The following is a 21788-nucleotide window of genomic DNA, read 5'->3' as shown; positions in this document are numbered from 1 at the left end:
AAAAACTATTCACCGACGTGGAACTTTTCGCCGATCTAATTCGGGAGTTCTTTTCTCGCTATATGGAACTCTCACGCGGAGAGGGAGAGCATCGGACGAAATTTTTTGACACACGAATCATTCTACATCCATCTGTTCGCAAATACCGGGAATAGCAAGCACGATACAGATAGCCACTACACCAACCACGACGTGAGGGACTCTGATCGTGGGGTAAACGGGTATTGAGACAAGTTCAGAAATTAATTGTAGAAAGAAGCCACCGATGAAGAGGCTCGCTCCTGCTTTTGAAACCAAGTCCTGCGAGTAGTTTACTGTGGCATTTCTCAGACTTCCCGTTCTAATCCATCCTGTACTGTTATCTTGGCTATCGTACAATATACAATAGGCGTTCAATCCGCCGGTATCGCCGGGTTGAAGCGGAACAGGAAAGTCGTTAAGACTTATTTGCTCAAAATCTGTGCTATTCACTTTATGTGAATCAAATGTACCAAGATTCAATCTATCATTATTGACTACCCTGACAACCACTCTCTTCAATGTCTGAAAACCGGAGTCTGAGCGATGAATATCCTTATTTGACAGAAAGACCGTTTCAAAAGCACTATCTAAATCCGCTAATCTCTTCGCCTGTCTAAATGGGTAGCCAAGTAGTGGAACTCGGTAGAGGAACCTATCTCTCCTTCCAATTTTGATGAGAAAATTTTCTACAGTTGACCAATCAGCTGCAAGTACTACTGCCGCACCTAATGTACCAAGTGACAAGCCAATGACGGAAAATAGATGCTGTAACCACGCCTCTTCCATTGTCGAACTTTCTTTCCTAACAGCAAATTAACCTCTTGGTCTTTATGATATGGAAAGTCAGTTTCAGTAATTAGATGCTTCCTCAATCGCTTCCTTCGCTTCCTGTGGTGCGTTCGGCCCTGCATTACCTACTTTTGTAAGATATACGTAGATTGCTTTTGTCCACGTTGGGATGGGGGAATAAAAAGTACCGCTACAAAACATATTTGACGGTCAACTAACTCTCCAACTACATGAGCGATTTTGACCTCGTGGACATCGAGGTCACCCATGAGCCAGTGGACGATGTTCTGTACGCGGACCCTAGTGAGACAAGTGAAAATCACCGTCATACTGTTCAAGCCGTTCGTCTACAAGCCGGTCAGCCTGACTCTGAACTTCGATCACTAAAACAACTTGACGAGAATTCAGTCAAGATGCTCGAACACCAGGTCGATGCAGCCTACCGGGCTCTGTTCGAGATGGACGGGAAGGCATTACTCGCAGACGAGGTCGGCCTCGGGAAGACGATCGAGGTCGGGATGATACTCAAAGAAATGCATTTCCGCGAAACCAACGACTCCGTCCTCATCCTCACGCCTGCCCAATTGGCCAAACAGTGGCAAGCAGAGCTCCGAGAGAAATTCGGCTTAGAGTTTGTCTGCAACTATGACGACGAATTCAGCGGGTTTGATGATCACGACTACATCATCGCCAGCATCGACACGGCTAAAAGCGAGAGATACCGACAGACGGTGCTCAGACGCGACTGGGACGTTCTTGTTCTCGATGAGGCCCACTACGTGAAGAACGAGGAGACGGATCGGTACGAGCTGATTGATAATTTATCGTATAATTATGCGTTCTTCCTCACAGCGACACCGATACAGAACGAACTCACTGATCTCTACAACATTGTCTCACTGCTCCGTCCGGGTCTGTTTGGAACACGTGACGTGTTTCACCAGTACTTCATCAATAGCGATCAGGAAACCCTCGTTAACCGTAACGAGCTACAGGACCGGCTGAACAAGGTGATGATCCGAAATCGGCGTGAAGACACAGATGTAGACTTTACCGAACGCCGGGTTGACACACGGAAGTTCGATCCATCACCGGCAGAACGCGAGCTCTACCAGGCTGTATCCGATTACGTGAAGGGAGCCTACAGTCAGGACCAAGGACAGAAACTGGTGTTGATGCTCCTGCAGAAAGAGGTCGTCAGTAGCCCTGAGGCCCTTGAAACGACGATTCGGAAGAGACTCGACGATCAGTCAGAACTCACGCACGCCGAAGAGTTAGAGTCGATTTTGGACTTAATCAATAACATTGACGCGGTCACCAAACAAGAGCGACTACTCGATATCGTTGAAGAGGCGCGTGAGAACGTCGAGAAAGGACGTGTGATCGTCTTCACGCAGTTCCGGGCTACACAACGCCGCGTGGCAGAACGACTGCTGTCAGAAGGGTACACAGTCCACTCGTTCAATGGTAGTCACTCTAGCCAAGAGAAAGAGGACATCATCGAGAATTTCGAGGAACAGGGCGGGATTCTCGTTTCGACAGACGCAATGTCCGAAGGACGGAATGCTCAATTCTGCAATATTCTGGTGAACTGGGACCTCCCGTGGAATCCAATGCGCGTTGAACAACGTATTGGCCGGATCCATCGTATCGGTCAGAAGCGGCAAGTCTACGTGTTCAATATGGCATTAACAGATACCGTCGAAGAGTACGTACTTGAGCGTCTGTTCCACAAAATCGACCTCTTCCAACAGAGCGTCGGTGAACTGAGCGAGATACTCACCCGGTTGGAAGAATCTGGGAAAAGCTTCGAGGACGAGATTTTCGAGCGCTTGGTTAACGCCGATTCTGAGGTTGATCTAGAAAACGACTTCGACGCGATGGCTGTCGATCTCCAAGAGCAGCGTGATCTCGCTGAGAAATTAGAAGAGTTCAATAGCGGTGTTTTCGAGGGATTCGATCTGGGGGCAAGCGATGACTGACGCCGCCGTACCGGTGACCCAGTCTGCAGTTGAGACCTTCACAGCGAGTTATCTCCGGTCTCTCGGTTGTCAGATCGAAATACAAGGCGATGAGTGGCAGCTAACTATCCCGGAGAATGTGGAGACAGACCTACCGAAAGGCAAACACGCTCTTCTCTGTGGTTCCGTCGAAGAACCAGACGAGACGTACGAGCAACTCCACCCTGAAAGCTCGTTTTTCCAATCGGTTCTTGACGACGCAACCGACCGTGCACCGATCGGTGGCATCTCTATCGACACCAGTGACACAGATGTCATTGTGCCAGACTGGCTCCAACAAAGTGAAATCTCTGTATCAAACATCGAATTTACACCCTACTACGATCGAAGCGCACTGGTCGTACTCTTTCGGGTAACTGTTGAGACCGTGAGCGAGTATCAACAAGAGTTCTTGCGAAGCATTGCTATCGATGTTCGCTCTACAGAGATTCTCCCAAACATTGACGAGACTTTTCTAACCTTGCTACAGGAATCTGCGACCATCCAATCTGGGGATATTGCGATCGAACCGGAACAGGTAGAACGCTTGGTTGACGCATCCCGGGAACCGCTTCTCTCAGCCATACAACCACAGATCGATGAGATCCATCAAGAGGCATCTCGGGCTGCTGACGCTGAACTCGAAGAGTACCGGCAATTACAACAGCAGCGGGAAGATGAGTGCGAGACAGAAATTACTCGTCTTCGGTCAAAGATCGAAGATCTCAGCGAGTTGATTGACCACAAGAACCAGACTGAGCGAGTTGAGGCACTGAAAGAGCGCCGAGAATGTAAATCGAAGCTTGAAGAGATTGAGACCGATCTCAATGAATTACGTCGCCGACGCGAGCATGGATATCCGGATCAACAGCGTGAGATTCGTGACCGACACGGATTAGAAGTGGTCGTTACCCCAGTCACTATTACCGAAGTTGAGTACGAACGCGGCGATGTCGAGTTCGAATTAAATGATGGCAGTTCTATTGCCTCCTTAGTACTGGGATACGGCACGGGTGTTGGCGTGACGGAGGAGGTTAATTGTGATATTTGTAATCGATCTCTGTCTGCTGAAAACCCACTTAGATACATTTCGAATAGGATTCGATGCACCTCTTGTAATGGTGAGTAGTTTATTATACTGGCTCAATGGAAACACCGCTTACATTACAAGAGTTTAGATCGATAGATGACAGCCACGATTAATTCAGCAAGTCTATGCGACATTTGTACGTTGTATACAACTGAGGGGTTAAAAATTATGACCAGCAAGGGATTTCAATAGGGTAATTCCACACTAATCCGCTTGACGCGGTTAGTAAGACGATCGGACTCGAACAGTGTTAATTTCTCACGAATCGGGTACTAATTTCCACAGTAGTGCATTTCCGACTTTCTGGCTCTCGATATTCCCCTCCTCTTCAAGATTTTGTAACTTCAGATACGCTGTCCGTCGATCACAACCGACGTACTCCGCCACGTCTGTCGTCCCGGTCGCGCCGAGTTCCTCAAGTGCCCGGAGAAAATCTTCCCGAGGATACTCCTCGCTGAACCGACCACTGCTCTCGTCACGCTTCCGGTCGCTCATATTTACGACATTGGTTGCAGTTTACTAATGATTGCTGGGATGATTTCCATTAGTCGAACGACCAAAGGTTTATATACACCGCAGTTTAAAAGATGGTTGTGAACTCAGCCAGAGGGCATGAATCAAAAAAATGCCCAGGTGTTGTAGCACCCAGGCTGGGTTCCACATCTGGTGCAAGAACCCATGAAAAATTCAAATACAAAAGCACAAGAAGGCATCGACAAATTATTTATTGAAGATATAAACCAGTTGGAACATATCGCTATCGGGGAAGGGGACGAGACCTGTCATGTATGTGACGACCCTGTGCAGGAAGGCGATTCGGTTGCAGTATACGCTAGTCGCCTGATTTCGACGATTTCGTATACTGCCGGTCCAATTTTTTGTCAAGAACACAAGACTACTGCTGAGATGACGTGCTTCCGCGATCGGCGCGAGCTGATCGTCAGGGGCCGGGTCGGAACGGTGAGCGACGCGGCGACGCAGTCCACACAGTCAGTACTGCTGGCTCCGGAGGTGGAGCTGGTGAGCCCAGTCGGTTCACGTGAAGCGCACACACCGGCAGAATACGCAGCGCTGCGGGCGCAGTCACGGCCCGCTAACGGAAGTCATCAGCTGAGCGTTAGCGAGGTTGACGAGCAAGCGCACGAGACACAGACTGCGCACCCCGATTCAAGGGATATGCACTGCGAGATACCGGGTCCGGCGATCGAGCAGGGGATGGCGTCGGATACCGACCCAGCCGACAGCCAGACCGCACCTGACGGAAATGACGGAGATGATGTGCTGGGAGGTGATGTAGCGTGAGACCAGCCGACGCGGACGGCTTCGAGACGGCACACTTGGATGGCGAATATGATCTGCCGGCGCTGTCGGAATCGACGTTCCCCAAGGTCTACATCGGGATGGATGCGGACTTGCTTGCACCTGGCGACGGGATCGTAACGGATCGGCATCATGCGTCGGCGGATCGCTACGAGGCGGATGATCCGATGAATCAGATTGGCGGGCAGATATCGTCGTTTGCCTTGTCGGGATGGCTGCGCCATGGGTGCGAACGCGTGCTGCAGATTGGAGGCGCGACAGCCTGTCACCCTGGTGAGCCAAACGCGGACTACAAGCGCGCGAACGTGTACGAACGCGACCTCGACGCGGGGTATCACGAGAAAGGATCCTGCGTTGATGAGGGCGATAGCGACACGGGCTGTGTGGTGTACGAGTTGTTTGGTGGCTTCGGGTCGAAGCCAGGCGAGTTGATCCGGCATCCGGTGTCGTTCTCGCCGATCCGGCGGCAAGTCGATGTACTGAATGGCGAGGCAGAAGCGCATTTCCGCCAGTTGCACACGCAGGTGCGATCGCGGAATGAGGCCGATGGGGGGCAGCCGTTGCGGCATGCGACGCGTGATGTCGTCGGGAACCTCGAAGGAACGTGGTTGCTGCAGTTACGATCTTTGCGCCCAGAATTTGTTGGGTTGCTGATCGAGGCGGTGTCGTTTTTGGACGCCTACAACTCCAAGTACGAGTTTCAGCTTGGCGGCGCACGGAATTTCGGCGCGGGTATCGTGGATGTCGGGCTGGTAAATCCGCTGTACACCGATCGAGAGATTCGCCGAGTGTATAATCGTGCGCAGAAGCCGACAACGGCGATGCGGACAAAAGACACAAAATGGCGAGATGTGTACCGCAAAGAGTTCGTGCGGGCGCTACAAGAATCGCTGAGCGACGAGGATGGCGAGCTGCCGCCAGCGATCGATGGTGCCAGTGCTCGTGGAAATGACAGTGACTCGCGTGCTGCTGACGATACGCAGGGTGATGGCCGATGAGTGGTGATGGGGAGGGGGGCCTCCCGAGTGAGCCTGGTGGGTTAGATGAAGATTTCCCGAACAAGATTGGGAAGGGAGAGGGGGGTGTCCCGAGTGAGACTGGCGAGGAAAATGACGATTTCCCGAGCAAGATTACGGAGGGAGAGGGGGGTGTCCCGAGTGAGACTGGCGAGGAAAATGAAGAGTTCCCGAGCAAGATTGGGAAGAGAGAGGGGGGTCTCCCGAGTGAGCCTGATGGGGTAGATGAAGATTTTGCGAGCAAGATTACGAAGGGAGAGGGGGGTGCCCCGAGTGAGACTGGTGAGATTACGAAGGGAGAGGGGGGCCTCCCGAGTGAGCCTAGTGAGATTGCGAAGGGAGAGGGGGATCTCCCGAGTGAGGAAACTGGCGGAACCGAGGCAGATCCATTGGTCGCGGTGTACCGCCACGACGTGCACAAGTTGCGTGGTCGGGAACACACAGCCGCACACGACGAGTGGTATGGCGTTCGCGTCAACGAGACGGTCCCGATGGGTGCCGATCGGGATGCAGCGTTGTTGAGCCGGCCACGGGGCGAGCCCGAGCAGACGGTGTCGAATCACGCGTCGCCGTTCCGATTATCCCTCGTCACCGGTGAAGCGATGGCCGAGTCTGATCGGATCTTGGCAGCGACGGACGGTGGATTCCGAGAGCTGATTCAATCTGACGATCCGGCGGAGTTGCATGCAGCGTGGCTCACGAGCGACGTCGCGGCGGCGTTCAACGAGTCGATATTCTATCCGTACACATCGCTAAAATACCACGTACTGCTGGCGGGTGCCTTGTTGTCGGCGTACCGCGACGGGTACGCGTTCGAGGATCTGTATGTGGCGGTGACGCCCGGTGAGGCGGCTGCTGAGACGAGGACAGCAGCAGCGGCGAGGGCGAGCGAGGCGGTGACGTCGTTTGAGACGGTATTGTGGTCGCCGACGTTGACGATCGATGTGACGGCAGCCCCCGGCGATCGACCAGCAGCGTCGCTGGGCCCGGCTCCGGCGCGATCGTTTGCGGACGTGTGGTCGCGGCTCCCAGCCCATCCGTTTCAGGTGGACGACGCACGCCTGCGGATGGTCGTGGATGCACAGCTTCGGCGGATTCGATCGTGGTCGGTGGCGTTGCAGTTCATCGAAGAAGTGTCGGGGGATGGCATGCGCCGATCGCTGGCTGGCGAGGGCCAGCATGTCCTCATGGCTCCCAAGAATTCTGGCAGTGGTGGAGAGACGGATCCAACATCGCAGTCACGTCGTTCGAGTGGATCTGATGGGGGTGCTCGATGAGCCGGATCCAACAGGTTCTGTTCCAATTGGACGCCGAGTACTATGGCCATCCGTACTACGTGACCGGGAATGCGCTGTACAATGCGATCGCTCAGCGAGTTGAGTCGGCGACGCGACGAGCGCTGTGCGTGAGCCACGGTGTCTTCTTGCCCGGCGAGTACGGCTCGTATCCGGCGTGGCACTCACAGAGCGGGTCGCTCGGCAAGATCGGATCGGAATTACCGCCGGTCGAGTCCTACGAGGACTTGTTTCTGTTACGTGATGCCGCACACCGGTGGTTGAAATCGTCACGGCCGCGTGATGTGCACAACGCCCATCCGATGCAGACCCACGGCGGTCGAGTGACGTTTGCGCCTGTGACATGGTTTGGCCGACCGCCCGAGTTCGCTACTTCGAAACGGGGTGTGCGATGGTACGTCCACTGTTATCTGCATGCTGGCTCGGCCGTTGATGATGAGATCCTGCCGGTGCCGGCAGAGGTCCTCGATGGATTGCAGGTTGGCGGCGGACGCAACTACGGATTTGGCGCACTGTCGCACGTAGACTCACAGCTGATCGATACCGACGAGTTGTCGTTCGATCGGCTGGCGGCGGCTGATGAGCACGTCATAGAGCTCATCTCGCCATTTGTGACTGCAAGTTCCTATCCTGGTGCTGATGACCAGTCAGTGCCGTGGTGGTGGGACGTGGCTCGCTCAGACGGACGTAATGGCCGCGTGAGCGACTCGACGACTGAGCCGACACGAGATGCGAGCGATGGGCTGCGCCGGCGCGCAGAGCGGCTGGCTGCCGATGGATCAGTGTATGAGATCGAGACGATCGATCACGGACAGCGCGTCGGCTATGCGGGCGATGCGCCAATTGAGACAGCGAAGAATGGCGTGCTGCGGATCGGGACGCATGCACGATATGGCTTCGGCGAGCTTTGGGTTCGGCCGGCGAGCGATGATCGTGTTTCTGATCGAGGTGATCACTGAGGCAGCTAACCACCGCTCGACGGCACTGAGACGATCCACCCGAGAATCCAATTGAAGCGATACACCACAGGATAGCTACCCGGCGACGCGATTACCAACGATTGCAATAGACCGATCATGGCTACAAACAATACCGCCGATCAGACCCGCGACGAGTTGCATCGAAAACAGACCGAAGCTACCGATAGCGGTGAGTCCGAGACCCCGGACCCAGACAATTGCCACAGCACTGTGAGTCAACAGCGCCAATCTGAGGTGTTAGACCGCGACGGCCATCAATGTCGGATTTGCGGCCGGCTTGGGCCCGAGCGTGGCGGACTCGCTTCGCTGCATATCCACCACATCGAACGAAACCCAGACAACATCGACGAAGACGATCCACAAAATTTGACGACGCTGTGTCGGTCCTGCCATAATTGGATCCATCTGCGATCGACGCCGGCCGACTCGCCCACACCGCTGACCGACACAGACTTGAATGTGCTGCTGCCCCAGGATATCGAGATCCTGCAGTATCTAGCAGATCAAGGGCCGGCGCGTACGGGCGATATTGTATCCGCGCTAAATATCGATTTGTCCGTCGCAGCCGTCCGCGAACGGCTGTGGACACTGATGGGCTTGGATAATATCGTCGAATCGCGTGATCAACAGATCGTTGACAAGGACATCGAAACGGGTGAGTGGGGACTTTCTGAGCAGATCGAAACATCGGCTCGGGGGCACGTCCCCGATGACCCGCGGCTATTGATACAGCGATTTGAGGATGAACAGGTGCGGCAGGCCGTAAATCGCGGTATTAGCCGTGATGCGATCATGGATGTCTTAGACGTTTCGCGGCGCACAACGTTCAACAAGGAGAAGCGCGCCTGTGCCTTCGGATTCCCGCTCAGCGTGTTTTTGCATGGCAATCGAGAGTCGGCAGATCGAGACGCCAGCCGCGACGACAGTAGTGGTGAGCCTGAGCCTGACCCGGCTGACGGCGACCAACAGCGGACACTCGCTGAGACGCTCAACGACGATCTCGAACCAATCGAGGCCTGGGGCGTAGTTGACGGACTCAGCACCGCTGAAACAGACTCTATGGCTGCTGATGAGGATCAGCGAGAAGCCGATCGAACAGCACTGCGCGAGAAGCTCCACGCCGCGATTGACGCACTCGAAGCCGCAGACACTGCGCTGTGATCGACTGATGCCCACCCGTAGGGCGTGATTTTTTATTCCGGGGGTCTTTGGCCTTCTTCACATCTAATGTGTCAGAGATATCTGCAGCTGAAACGGCCGGTCGATGAGAACTCCGAACCTTGTAGATAGACGCTCTTGGCGGGACTATTATGATATCGCGTCACAGACAAATCACAATGGCTGAGCTGGCCTATTTACTCATTGTTGGGGCGATCGCCATTCAGATTCCGATCGGGATTTTGATGTATTTTGACGCAAAGCGGCTTAATCTGAAGAGCCCGGATACGTACTGGTTGGGGGTAATAGTGCCTGCCGCAGGGTTCATTGTGATTCTGTATTATGTTTCTGAGCGGAAGCGCCTCCCAAAGAAGGAAACAGATAACTCGTAGCGTCTCACCTGCCAGCCAGCTATTCTGTACAAGTCGGAACTGTGTCTGAATGTGTCTCTTTGAGCGTCTCGATAAAGCCGCAGAGACAAATTTCTGTACGAAGATCGGTAGGTGCCAAATTAGCCTATATAACCAAGATCGCGTAGATTGCTCTTCATTTCTTCATCATCGACAGCATCATGAACTCCTTCATCTATGCTATCGCGGCGTTGTTAAATTACATCAGCAGCTGTCGAGCACTTCTCAGTTTGTATTGTATACCATCGCTCGTCAACGAACCCAACTGCGTCGCCTCTGGCTATGTTGATCTCCGATTACTACTGAGAATAGACAACATCCACTACACAAGGGATTAGTTGTCGTTCGACATTTCATCTGGGTCAGTCCCCGGCTCAGTCCGGACACTGCTACCGGAGACTGCGACGCTCACAAGTTGCTCCAAAGCATCTCCTTTCCGGCTTACTTGACTATTGTTAGTCCCTTGATCCGTCATATGCCTATCTCCGTACCCCAGATACTTGTACTCTTCCCATAATTCCCACCCCCATATCAAGTTACAAGATGCCAAAGTATCCATGAGGCTATGTGTAAGAGCAACGGCACCAGACACAGAATCCGGTATCGGCTTGCCCACTGAGTACGGACCCGAAATATAACACCAACCAGCCCGGTAACCAAGCCAGCAGAGTATGTCTGCCCAATGGTCTGGTAACTAGATCCAAATAAAGTCTTGTTAAGTGATATACATCCACTAAGGTCTAGCAACTGAGCTACAATGATCGTGAGCACAGTGATGAAACTCACGACCCAAAAGGCGGTAAGTAACTTCATAAGACCTCGTCTGACGGAGATTAATTCGTATGCTAGTTTCCAAGTATATCCATCATCTGTTGGCGGTGGAAGACGGGTTGAGAGAACTTGGGTGTCTTTGCCGTACCCCCGTTCATAGAATCCATCACGATCTGAGTGTTCGGTTGAAGTATCAGCGACAGTAGCGTAGCCCGCCGGCCCCTCAACCACGAAGTGCTCAGAGTGTGTCTCATATGATGACCTTTGAGCCCGAGCGACGAATGAAGGTACTGTGAAAAATTTTTGTTTCCAAGGAATATTACAGACCCACGGGCGGTCTGAGAGGCGATGATACCTCACCGCCTCGTACTGTCCGTAAGAAATTCTTATTGTACGTAGCTCACCTGGTCGGATTGGATTATTTTGTGGTAACTGAATAAGAAGTTTATATTCTATCCCGCCGAATCTTTTTTCGATCTTCTCATATTCCTCTTCGCTATCATCTCGTAGCTTGCGAAGTAGGTTATCAACCTCACTATTTGGGAAGTAATTGAGACGGGTGTCATCTTCATCGAATACTTCCAAATTCAATCGGAACTCAACAAGGGGAATAAAAATATAACTCTTATCTTCATCAGAATTATTCCGAACAATGAACTCCTTATCCCAAGTTCTGTCTGTTGGAGAGATATGTGTGACCCTATTAATTACCCGAACCAATTCTACAATGTCTTTGTCGGACTGGGTAAGCTGACTATCATCGGGGGATGTCACAGATACCAATATGAAGAGGTGGGTATGAATTATAATTTATCCCACTCTAAGAAGTAAAGTAGCTTTCGTACGGAATTGCTGTTGAACCGACGCTCGATGAGACCCGATTCGCCATCGATCTCGATTTGACGGCTGCTGAGTTCCTGCTTGCAGATGAAATTGATCTTGCCGATCGGCTTGAACAGATGATTTTGGCTCACCCTGAATCACTCAAACATCATGACGGCACACTTGCTATCAGCCAAGTAACCGGAGAGCTCTCGATTCGGCCAAAGTGACTCATCTCGTAGAAGACGATTTTGTTCTAACAAAAAGTATCGCTAAGTTACTCTCTGATTTTGAACCACGGGAGTGGCACGCCATGTTCGAAGAGCCACTGCGAACGGCCCGGACTGCGGTTGCTAAACTGCCGACACAGACCAGTGCAACGCTAGTTTTTGGACTCAAAATAAACAGTGAGGCACCGCCGACAACCGACGGGATCGAAGCGGCAATGATTGCGGGAGTTTACTGCCGTGATGGCGACGAGATCGTGTTCGGCCATCTTGATCCGGGATTTGTCGAGATGGATTATCTCATGCCAATATCGGCTTCAGACGATGCGTTTGAATCGGGCGCTGCTGTGGCCACTGCAGCGGAGGCACAGAAAGCTGCTGTCCGAAACGAGATGTTCCGAGCTGCTATGCTCGGCAAGCAAAAAGAAGAACAGAAATCAGTCAACGGGCTGTTAGTGCCAGTACTGGTTGGTGCTGGTGATCTCAGGTAGCTCCCGTACAGGATCGTAAATATAACCGAATTCTCGGTTGGTAGTCAGGGATATCGACATCACACTGCAGTGATTGATCTGCAGAAGATCATGTGCCACCGGTGGCTCGGATAATGAGGTTCGCTCTTGGGGAGTGACGATTATTGTGGCCGAACTGGCTCCTTACAGTCAGAGCATTCAGCGTACAGGCGGTGCTCACCTTCGACTTTGTATTCGATAAGTATCTCGCTTGGCGAGACCAGCGTTCCACAGAAGGGGCACGTACCGAGACTGGTTGCTGCTTGTGACATGGGTAAGGGGAGGGGAACTTGGAGCGTGTGACAATGCCCAAGTTCCAATTACAATTTTGTGTTCTATTTATAAATACCTGAGCCGACCACAGTGAAAGTGAAAACGATAGGTATGCTACCCCAGAGGTGTACTAATCGGCGACCCTAGCGTGTACTTCTCCCAGATCTGCTACGCGATCGCCTGTAGGTACGCGCCACTCATTCTCGCGGCTATGTGCCTGATTGTTGGCAGTGGGATACGATATGGTCGTGCTGTGAGTCCGGCTCCCCGGCCGTGAGTTTACTATCGGCCCTTCTCAGCGCACTCCTTCGCCGAAAATTGGTGGATAATAGAACATTCTATAGAATAGATTTGCACGCTCTTACTCACACCCACTTTCAGGTACAAATTCGATCTTGTTCGTTGTCTTAGTAAGCCGATCTAATCAGTCTCTCCACCAGATAACTTAATAACAGGACATGAGTGAACGGTTGTATGCGTATCTTCCAATCTAGTTCCATAAAAAAATCCCCGACAGCGATGCCAGCAAAAGAGCGACCGATTTTACCTGCTGGTGATGAAGGAGGAGAGGGTGAAGGCAAACTAGAAGAATGGCTTAATGCGTCGCCAGATGCCATTCTCGATGAGCGATTATTACTCTTCGCTCGGCAACCTAGTCTCCCGACCGGCGAAGCTGATTTGATCGGTCTCGATCGGTTCGGTAATTGTGTTGTGGTCGAAATTAAGATGGGTACCTCCGGATCTAAGTCCGCCTCCGAGGCGAGTATTGTTAGCCAACCTCAATTGTACGCACAGGCCCTCGACAGATTCAGTTACCATGATCTAGACGCACTCCGTGAGGAATACGTCGCCAAAGGTTGCGTAGTCCCATCAGAAGTCGCGCAACAAGACTCGCTAATTGGAGCTTTCAATTCGTTTTTCGACAAGGACCGAGACCCTTGGGAACTCAATCAGGGACAGCGGATGGTCATCGTCGCAGAGCGCATTACGCCCCAGACTCGTCAGTCTACACGATGGCTTCGAGACCAGGGGCTTGACATCCAAGCTGTAGAACTCCAACGGTTCGACCTTCCATCTGGTGAGACTTGTTTTGGAGCCGTGACCATCGTTGATTACGACGAAACCCGTTCACGACAACCTACGCAGTCGAAGCCTGGTGATCGGGTTTTCACAATCGGGGTATTCACCAAGGCATTCCCCCATCTGCAAGATATTTTAAGCACTGATCATATGGACTCCGTTCTCGGAAATCTCACGACTAACTACCCGTATCTCGAATCGAGAGCGCCTGGTCATCCAAATGCTGTCAGATACGCGTTACGGGTAAATCCCTACGGGGACAACGAAGTGAAGGTTGCAATCGATGCGTCGGGTGATGGGAGTTCATCTGCGGTGAAAACCATTCAGAAGCACCGCAATCGATTTGAGGAGCGAAATTTCCTAGTTAGCGATCGAGAATCGTTGCGAATTGTGGTGGACACATGGGAGAATATCGAGATCGCGGATCTTCGACGAGATGCATTTATTGAGCGTGTCGCGGCTCGATACATCGAGTTAGTCGAACTATCTCATACGATATTTGATTCAACCTGAAGAGACCTCTCCTTTTCGGAATTCCCGAATTCGAAGTATTCACGCCAAAACAGATGGGGCGAACACGAGACCAAGAGCGCCATTATTTATTGTGCTGTTTCTTTGCTTCGTCGAAGAAATCTCAACTACAACCGTAGAGACAACCCAAGAAGTACCGTGATCATAGCGAGACAACTCTTTCAGAGTATTCACCTGCTGGCTGCCGGTTAGACGTAATATGGTCGTGCTGTGAGTCTGGCTGCCCGGCTGTGAGTCTCCTATCGGCCCTTCTCAGCGCATTCACTCGCCGAGAGCTGCAGTCTTCTACTGATCTTCTTTATCCGACAGCCGGTTCGACAAACGATCGAATCGGTCCTGTGCAGCTGCTTTTCGATCAGCGGTCTGGTCTGGTTCGTACTCAATCTCTTGTAGTACTCCATCTTGCACCGTCACAGTAAGGATCGCGTCAGCGTGTCTGCCTTCCGTCGGCAACACGTCCTCATCAACGAGAGCGCTGCCAACATCAGTGCCGTCGGCTTCAAAAAAGACTCTGGCGAGATCGTCTTCGATCGCATCGACAACGGCCGTGTAGGTGCCATCTTCCACATCAAGTTCTGTCATCAGTATGTCTCCTCTAATACAACTGTTCCGTCGTCGTCACTGACAATGATTGTGTCGCCGTCATTGTTCCAAACAGGAGATCCTGAATCCCAGAATAATTCTGTCTCAGTGTCTGTCCCGCTTCCCGTTCGCAACGTGATCGTCGCATTCGGCTCTACCTCAACACCAGCAGGGAACGTGTACGACCGCCCTGCCGCATCTTCGACAGTCCACCCGCTCAAATCAAGCGGTTCGCTTCCCATGTTCTCAAACACGACGTACTCCTCATTGAGATTTTCTCGGTCATCTCCTTCAGCGTCAGCATTGATTTCTGCAATGCTGAGCTCTCCATCAGCAGTCGAATCACTATCACCGGAATCATCTTCCTCAGTATCCTGATCGATTGAGACAACTTCATCAGATCCCGTAATACGGGTCTGTTCGACAGGGTCTGGCCCGGTTGCCGGCTCAATTGGATCGCTAGAGCGGATCTCTGACGGGTCCGTTGACGCATCCTGCTGAGTTTGGATACTAACGTTCGTCCCATCACTCACGAACACAGTATCGCCGTGTGTGGCGGTCCACATTGTCGGGATCGATCGTTCGCTGAGACGCGCTAAGACTTCGTCGTGAGGATGTCCATACTGCGAGTCATAAGCACTTGAGATGACGACGGCCTGTGGTTGGGCAGCATCAAGCAGTGCATCGCTCGTAGAACTTGACGAGCCGTGGTGGCCAGCCTTCAGGACCGTCGCTCGCAGCTCGTCGCCGTACTCATCAACAAGGTACTCTTCTTGCTCAGCTTCCGCATCACCGGTCAGCACAAAACTTGTCGTTCCGTGCGTTAATTTCAGCACGATGCTGTTCTCATTCCTGTCTTCGTCCGCAAGATACGGATCTGGCGGGCCAAGCACATTCACATCCACGTCACCAAAGTCGATCGTATCGCCCTCTCGGGTCTCATACAGTGTGACCTCGTGAGCTTCGATCGCATCAAGATACTCTGAGTACGTGTTTGTGCTGGCCGTGATTCCTGGGTCGTACACCGCTCCGATACCATCTGCCTCAGTTTCGTAGTGCTCGATGATCGCTGCATTGCCTCCGATATGGTCAGCATCGCCGTGCGATGTCACTAAATGATCAATGCGATCGATCTCGTGCTGACGCAGGTACGCTAACACATGTTCTCCGTCGTCGTTGTAGTGCCCTGTATCGACGAGCATCGTCTCCCCGTCCGGCAAAATAATTAGTGTACTGACTGACTGTCCAACGTTGATATAGTGGACTTCGAGCGAACCGACACTCTCTCCCGACGACTCGACAGGATCTGAAGTGTTGTCCGTACTCCCAGTATCGCCCCCTGAGAGCCCGCCTGCACAGCCAGCGAGAAGCACTACAACAAGAACAATACCAATCCGACTCGATTCTACGCGTGACACGCATAGAAGTCTGGGAAAGGTCACTCTTAGTCTTTTGCTGCAGTATATTTCTAAATTTTACCAGGCCATTGCCTAGTTCGATGGATACACCGGCCTTGTTGAATGCCTCAATTAGTGATAGATTTTAGCGGCCGTGTTGAATACAGGGCTTGTACCTCGCACCGAATCATCACTATATTCACCTCAGGTCTGATCGGTCAATACAGCGATACTATATCTCAGTTAATACATAATCCAAAATCGCAATTACAAGAAAGACAGTAAGAAGACCAAGCACTATTGTTTCAATGGTTAATTCTATCTCAGCAACTGCTTGGCCAATCCTGTTTATCGTCAGTCTCAAAATGAAACTTTCCCGAAGAGCATATACTACCACATCAAATACTCTAACAAATTCGCCTCCTAACTTGAGAATACCGTAGAGCACCCCACCGATTAGAAGCGTAATAGCTCCTTTATCCGAACCCCCCATGATATCTTATTAAATTCATTAACCACTTGTTTCTACTGGTAATTTTAAAAACTCATTTTGAAGAAATTTTGAACACGTATATACCAAAACAAGTATATTACAATATTCCTATTATTTCGCCCAACTAAGTCATAGCTCTAACGGAATTTTAGAGGATTAAACTTGCTACTAAGCTCACAGGCCGGCTCAATCGGGTGGTTAAGGATTCAGATGACAAAATAAAAACTTCTCGAATGGATCATAACCTCTGTATTCAGCATATCATTCTTATCAAATATTAATAGTACAAACAGTGTCGATACATCATATTTCGTAGATAAGTCCGATAGTCAGCCCTACTAGATCACCTTGGCCCCCAGTCATTGCTTAATACCACTTGGGTCGCTATCACAAAACTATCGCTCAATCACATCTGAATGACTCTATTGAATCGTCATATCCTGATAAGAATAACAAACTCCGTTACTATTATACTGAACTAGACTGTCCCATTAGAGAGAATAATCATATTTTGGAGTAAATTTATAGTGTCTAATATAGAGTAATAAACATGAACCGCCGACAGCTATTATCGGGAGTCGGGACACTGGGTGTTGTCTCTATAGCAGGTTGTGGAGAACGTTCTGGTGATCCTGAGCAAGTATCGGAATCAGAGGCAGACTCTGGTGAAGAGGAACCTGTGGAAGAGGAACCTGCTGAGGAAGAACCTGTGGAAGAGGAGCCTGCTGAGGAAGAACCTGCAGAAGAAGAGATTAAATTGGAATATCTCCATGGGATCACCGGGTTTACTTGGCCACCTGATATTGGAGGGAAACACAGCCACAGATACGAGTGGGCGGCCGTTGGGTATGATTGGTGGTATGAAATGGATCTCCCGCGTTCGCTTGGAAGATATTATGCTAACCGGTATAGTCGAAGTCGAAACTATGGTACGTATATAACTGATGCCTACGGAGAACCTTATATTAGCAATTTCACAGATGAATTCGAACGTCTAGCCAATGAATATGGGTTGAATGAGAGGGAAACTGTAAATTTGGTGATTAGGTTTGTCCAACAGATGGAGTATACACCGGACGACGTTAGTACCGGTTTTGATCAACATTCTCAATATCCTGTTGAGACGCTTATTGAGCAAGGTGGTGATTGTGAAGATTCCGCGATTCTACTCTCAGCCTTTTTATCGCAGATGGGTTACGGCTGTGTACTTCTTTATATGCCTGATACTGAACCAGAAGCTCATATGGCATTAGGAGTCAAAGGTGACTCCTCACTCCCAGGAACGTATTATGAATACAATGGGGATCGATATTATTATGTTGAAGGCACAGACGAGTATGCCGTCGGACAGATGCCTGATTGGGATGGAAGTACAAACGCACGATTCATACCTGTCAGAAGTAAATATCCAACATTAGTATACGGCTACGCTACTGAAGTTACAAATTCGAATGAAATTGCGGTGGATGTGGAAATCACCAACCAGGGTGGGGCAGACGCTCGCAACACGTCATTCCACGCTGGCTTTGAAGATGAAAACGAACGCGTATATGGAGATTCATCAATGGTTGGAACAATTGAAAGTGATGAATCAAAAAAAGAGCGGATTTATTTGTCACCACCTGATGACAAGAAATTCCGACTACTCACTTCAGTAAAAATTGATGGCAATATCCACGATAAAACACGGAGCGAGTGGCAATACCCCCTCAACTAATGTATCGTACTTTCCGTGATAAAGCCCCAAACTAACAACGTAATGTCATGAAATCAGTCGATGTGTCTTTGGGAGTAATAAATGGTTCGTCTGCATTGAGCGATTGAGAAGGTCAACATAGTGGGTGTGTCAGCCGCTCTATAGTCGGCTGTGGCTACCGATATTTTATATATGATCCCGACACCAGCCGTATTGATGCAGGACTGGCATCCCCAAGATTGGTGCATTGTTGTCGAAGCGTTAGACGAGCATCTCCACCCACACGATCCACTGTGGCGACAGGCTCGGATTGAGTCGCTGATCGCCGATATCGAGCGGATGCATGGTCTGTCATCCACAGAATTGATTTGCCAAGCCTCGACCGACGGTCGCTATCTCACGGAGGCCCAAGAGCGATGAGTCGTCATCGATTTGTCTCACGTCGCTCGGTTGTTTGGGCGATTGTGACCGCCCTCGGGGTTGCTGGCGGTGCAACGATCGTCGCCTCAGAAACTGACACCGGAGACGATCGGGAAGCTCCGACCGGTACAGTAGAGGGGACAGCCAATACCACCACCGACTAGCTGGCGACGTGAGATCTACTCAGTTGTGTTTCAAGCCTCGAATCCGGCAGAAATGATCGATATACGTCTGCGCGTACGCCCGTGATCAACCCAAGGTTACATGCGTTAAAACACGTCGTCGTGATCTGCTGATCAGATTTCCGATTGATTTCTTGGACTTGTTAGAGATTAGATAATACTCACGAGGTTTTATAAGTGAGAGCAAATTGAATAATAATTAGATAGATGACACAACCATCAATTGCCTCGTCTAAGACTTATCCACCTGAAAGAAGAGTCGAGGTCTCGGCGAGCGGATCTACATCTAGAATTCACTTGCCAGAGAGACTAGTTAGCGAAGTTGGATTTACCATAGATGAAGTTTTAGAAAATCCTGATTTTCTCAGAGATCCCAACTGCACGGCAAAACATGACGTAATGGTTGCCTGGTATTATCATAAAGAGGAGAACAAGGCAATCCTCTCAGACATATCTATTTATCATCATCCGGAAGTAGAATTGGTAGGCGTCTGTACGCTCCAATCACTCAAGATATCAGATTTCGAGGCAGGAGAGCATGGAGGGGCACGAGTGTCCCTAATTACGGGTTTTCCGGACGAACTTTATGAATTGCGTGATAGCAATCAAGTTGTACTGTCGGCAGCCTATGCAGAGCGGTGCTCAGATCTTGATGGTAGTTTTATTTCTGTATATCCTGCTTCATTATACGACCAAGGAGAGCTACCGAACGTAGATGTGACACCACAGCCGACGGGGAGTAGATACGCACATCAAAATTCAATCTAAGATCAGGTATGAAGAATTTAACAGAGCCGGATTTTGATGTATTTCGACGTAAGGCGATACCAATTTGAAGAACACTGACAAGTACTGGCTGGGAATCATCGTCGCCGCCGCAGGATTCATTATGATACGATATTACTGTTCAGAGCGAAAAATCCCTCCAAGAGTGGCCTAGAGTGATGCAGAGGAAGGTATCGATTACAAGACTTGTTCAATTTGAGAGTCACCAAGAGGGTCAGAACACTTGAGCAGTCCGACAGAGAGATCTACAGAACCAAGATGAGATTTAGCTACCTCTATTTCGTCATCTGGGACTGCAATAAGAATGTTATCTAATTCAGATGCCCTGTGATACGTTGGTACTTGCTCAGTGAATAATCGGTTCCAATCGGGATCGGGGCCCTTGACTTCAATACCAGTCATTGAATCGCCTGTAGTAATCAATAGATCAATTCGTGGAGCACTCCGAGTGGATGTCTCACCAAAGAACCGTTCAACCATATTAGGATCGTCTATCTTAACAAGGCTTGGTAGCTCAACTTCAACAGCGACATCGACATCTGGTTGTTCAACGTAGTGACACCAGACGGCATGAGCAACATCTGATTCAGTAACTTTCGGTCTTGAAGTCCAATCAGATGTGCGATCAAAATAAGATGCCTCTTTTTGAACACGTAAATTTCCGGTCTCTACGTCGAAGCGTAAGATACCAACCTCTTGTAAAACAGGATCTATCCACTGATCTCTCATAGTAGAAGAATGACCTTCTATCGATGCAGAATCGTACTCTTCTAGATTCTGCTTGACGGTTCCAAGATCACCCCTTCGTTTTAGTTCCCTGAACAATTTCTCTTTACTCTCGTTAAGCAACTTCACATAATATGCTGTTTTAGAAATTTCTCTTGATTGTGAATTCCGGACCGTCCCCTTGATACCACGAAATGCTATCGATGATTGGCCCAATTCAAGACGATTGATTAGCTGAGATACCTCGGGGTGTATATCTAATCGAGTATCATCGTCATGGTCTGTCTCTGGCGTACAAACATAGAGCCGATCAATTTTTCCGGTCTTAGCTTGATCAATCACCTGTTCTAAGTTACTAGTGTCGGTCTCAAACGCATCAACTGCCGTTTTTATTTCTATTCCGATCTGATCGTCAAGTTGAAATTTGTTCTCATCGGGTAGCGATACGTTGATGAGAATGTCAACTTTTGAACTACCTATCCCAGCTTCGGGTCCACGAACTGAAAGAGTAGGCCAGTTACTCGTTTCAAAAAGACGGCGAATTGCATGGTGATAATTTTCTTCTCTTTCCACAGGATTTGCCCAGTGGGGAAGCGTATTTTTTTGCAGTGGGGTTGATTTACCGTCTCTGACTAGATCCTCAAGAGGCGGCCAGATACTGTTAGTCATACTGAAAATATTGTTTGACACTACATATGTGCTTTGGGTAGCCGTGATTATATTCTTCACTCCGCACGCTCTATATTGGTTAATTATCAGTTTATTTATCATACTAAATTTTGATATGATTGATATATAAAACGCAAGAGGGCGATTGGAGTCTTGAGTAAATTGCTCACGGATAATTCAGGCCAATATCAAAACAACCCCACGGGAGTCGATCTCAATTCTTCCGCTGAGTAGGTCCTTGTCACTCGTACCAACACAGAAGTGAGCAAATACATATTATTTTTTATAATTTTTTGGGAGGTAACAATGCGATTCGGATGAGATCTAAAAACAGTAGATATCGTGCTACAGAGATGCCAATCCCAAATTTGTCATTAGCTCAATTATGTCTTGCAGACAATTTTTACACGCAGAAATATTTGTCTTTTGATATTATATATACCTTCTGACCATTGGTCTTTAGCTAAGCCTCAGCAGTCGGTTGGATGGTGGTAGCAAGCCGTTCTTGGAGGATTGGTCGCTGCTTGTGGATCTTTTGAGCGTCT

Annotated in this window: 21 protein-coding genes; 14 read left to right on the top strand and 7 right to left on the bottom strand. The window is 50.0% G+C overall.

What is annotated here, in order from left to right:
• Positions 1–117 precede the first annotated feature (117 nt).
• On the bottom strand, positions 118–807 hold the full coding sequence (locus E5K03_RS11575; protein ID WP_138007003.1) for a hypothetical protein: 690 nt from the start codon (positions 805–807) through the stop codon (positions 118–120).
• Positions 808–1040: 233 nt separating this feature from the next.
• Here E5K03_RS11575 and E5K03_RS11570 point away from each other — a divergent pair, with 233 nt between their 5' ends.
• Together E5K03_RS11570 and E5K03_RS11565 are read left to right on the top strand one after the other, a co-directional pair.
• Positions 1041–2792 (top strand): DEAD/DEAH box helicase, encoded by a 1752-nt coding sequence (locus E5K03_RS11570; protein WP_138007002.1) that lies wholly within the window; start codon positions 1041–1043, stop codon positions 2790–2792.
• The gene (locus E5K03_RS11565) at positions 2785–3939 is read left to right on the top strand and encodes a hypothetical protein (RefSeq protein WP_138007001.1); all 1155 of its coding nucleotides are present in this window, start codon (positions 2785–2787) and stop codon (positions 3937–3939) included. The genes E5K03_RS11570 and E5K03_RS11565 overlap by 8 nt, the downstream gene beginning before the upstream one ends.
• A gap of 219 nt (positions 3940–4158) precedes the next feature.
• On the opposite strand, the gene E5K03_RS11560 is transcribed toward E5K03_RS11565, so the two are convergent.
• Positions 4159–4395: a transcriptional regulator gene (locus tag E5K03_RS11560; protein ID WP_138007000.1), complete on the bottom strand. Its 237-nt coding sequence runs from the start codon at positions 4393–4395 to the stop codon at positions 4159–4161.
• 411 nt (positions 4396–4806) lie between these two features.
• Between E5K03_RS11560 and E5K03_RS11555 the strand changes: the two genes are divergently transcribed.
• From E5K03_RS11555 to E5K03_RS11520, 7 genes are all read left to right on the top strand, one after another.
• A complete protein-coding gene (locus tag E5K03_RS11555; RefSeq protein WP_138006999.1) occupies positions 4807–5202 on the top strand; it encodes a hypothetical protein in 396 nt (131 codons plus the stop codon).
• A complete protein-coding gene (locus tag E5K03_RS11550; protein ID WP_138006998.1) occupies positions 5199–6218 on the top strand; it encodes a hypothetical protein in 1020 nt (339 codons plus the stop codon). The genes E5K03_RS11555 and E5K03_RS11550 overlap by 4 nt, the downstream gene beginning before the upstream one ends.
• On the top strand, positions 6215–7513 hold the full coding sequence (locus tag E5K03_RS17840; RefSeq protein WP_321167628.1) for a hypothetical protein: 1299 nt from the start codon (positions 6215–6217) through the stop codon (positions 7511–7513). Before E5K03_RS11550 ends, E5K03_RS17840 begins: the two co-directional genes overlap by 4 nt.
• Complete coding sequence (locus E5K03_RS11540; RefSeq protein ID WP_138006997.1) at positions 7510–8490, top strand: hypothetical protein; 981 nt, start codon at positions 7510–7512, stop codon at positions 8488–8490. The genes E5K03_RS17840 and E5K03_RS11540 overlap by 4 nt, the downstream gene beginning before the upstream one ends.
• Before the next feature lie 117 nt (positions 8491–8607).
• Entirely contained in the window at positions 8608–9672 is a 1065-nt protein-coding gene (locus E5K03_RS11535) for an HNH endonuclease (protein WP_138006996.1), read from the top strand.
• 176 nt (positions 9673–9848) lie between these two features.
• Positions 9849–10061 carry a hypothetical protein gene (locus tag E5K03_RS11530; protein ID WP_138006995.1) on the top strand — a complete coding sequence of 71 codons (213 nt, stop codon included), beginning with the start codon at positions 9849–9851 and terminating at the stop codon, positions 10059–10061.
• Between the two features lie 1924 nt (positions 10062–11985).
• Positions 11986–12390 (top strand): hypothetical protein, encoded by a 405-nt coding sequence (locus E5K03_RS11520; RefSeq protein ID WP_138006993.1) that lies wholly within the window; start codon positions 11986–11988, stop codon positions 12388–12390.
• Positions 12391–12530: 140 nt separating this feature from the next.
• On the opposite strand, the gene E5K03_RS18010 is transcribed toward E5K03_RS11520, so the two are convergent.
• Positions 12531–12680 carry a DUF7837 family putative zinc-binding protein gene (locus E5K03_RS18010; RefSeq protein WP_449267298.1) on the bottom strand — a complete coding sequence of 50 codons (150 nt, stop codon included), beginning with the start codon at positions 12678–12680 and terminating at the stop codon, positions 12531–12533.
• Positions 12681–13155: 475 nt separating this feature from the next.
• On the opposite strand from E5K03_RS18010, the gene E5K03_RS11515 reads away from it, so the two are divergent.
• The gene (locus E5K03_RS11515; protein WP_138006992.1) at positions 13156–14274 is read left to right on the top strand and encodes a hypothetical protein; all 1119 of its coding nucleotides are present in this window, start codon (positions 13156–13158) and stop codon (positions 14272–14274) included.
• Positions 14275–14577: 303 nt separating this feature from the next.
• On the opposite strand, the gene E5K03_RS11510 is transcribed toward E5K03_RS11515, so the two are convergent.
• From E5K03_RS11510 to E5K03_RS11500, 3 genes are all read right to left on the bottom strand, one after another.
• Entirely contained in the window at positions 14578–14874 is a 297-nt protein-coding gene (locus tag E5K03_RS11510) for a DUF3006 family protein (RefSeq protein ID WP_138006991.1), read from the bottom strand.
• Positions 14874–16292, bottom strand: a complete 1419-nt coding sequence (locus tag E5K03_RS11505) for a lamin tail domain-containing protein (RefSeq protein ID WP_138006990.1) — start codon at positions 16290–16292, stop codon at positions 14874–14876. The genes E5K03_RS11510 and E5K03_RS11505 overlap by 1 nt, the downstream gene beginning before the upstream one ends.
• A gap of 211 nt (positions 16293–16503) precedes the next feature.
• Positions 16504–16764 carry a hypothetical protein gene (locus tag E5K03_RS11500; protein ID WP_138006989.1) on the bottom strand — a complete coding sequence of 87 codons (261 nt, stop codon included), beginning with the start codon at positions 16762–16764 and terminating at the stop codon, positions 16504–16506.
• Between the two features lie 550 nt (positions 16765–17314).
• On the opposite strand from E5K03_RS11500, the gene E5K03_RS17260 reads away from it, so the two are divergent.
• The 4 genes from E5K03_RS17260 to E5K03_RS11480 all read left to right on the top strand — a co-directional run bounded on the left by E5K03_RS17260 (position 17315) and on the right by E5K03_RS11480 (position 19830).
• Positions 17315–18481, top strand: coding sequence for a hypothetical protein (locus E5K03_RS17260; RefSeq protein WP_171006682.1), 1167 nt, complete (start codon positions 17315–17317; stop codon positions 18479–18481).
• Positions 18482–18652: 171 nt separating this feature from the next.
• The gene (locus E5K03_RS11485; RefSeq protein ID WP_138006987.1) at positions 18653–18880 is read left to right on the top strand and encodes a hypothetical protein; all 228 of its coding nucleotides are present in this window, start codon (positions 18653–18655) and stop codon (positions 18878–18880) included.
• Positions 18877–19044, top strand: a complete 168-nt coding sequence (locus tag E5K03_RS17255; RefSeq protein WP_170967522.1) for a hypothetical protein — start codon at positions 18877–18879, stop codon at positions 19042–19044. The genes E5K03_RS11485 and E5K03_RS17255 overlap by 4 nt, the downstream gene beginning before the upstream one ends.
• A gap of 225 nt (positions 19045–19269) precedes the next feature.
• Positions 19270–19830: a hypothetical protein gene (locus E5K03_RS11480; protein WP_137196661.1), complete on the top strand. Its 561-nt coding sequence runs from the start codon at positions 19270–19272 to the stop codon at positions 19828–19830.
• Between the two features lie 195 nt (positions 19831–20025).
• Here the strand turns inward: E5K03_RS11480 and E5K03_RS11475 are convergent, their stop codons facing one another.
• The gene (locus E5K03_RS11475; RefSeq protein WP_138006986.1) at positions 20026–21243 is read right to left on the bottom strand and encodes a hypothetical protein; all 1218 of its coding nucleotides are present in this window, start codon (positions 21241–21243) and stop codon (positions 20026–20028) included.
• Positions 21244–21788: the final 545 nt, after the last annotated feature.

The organism is Halalkalirubrum salinum, assembly GCF_005543295.1.
Taxonomy (GTDB): domain Archaea; phylum Halobacteriota; class Halobacteria; order Halobacteriales; family Haloferacaceae; genus Halalkalirubrum; species Halalkalirubrum salinum.
The sequence above is the reverse complement of the archived record's forward strand: the minus strand, read 5'-3'. Positions and strand labels throughout refer to the sequence as shown.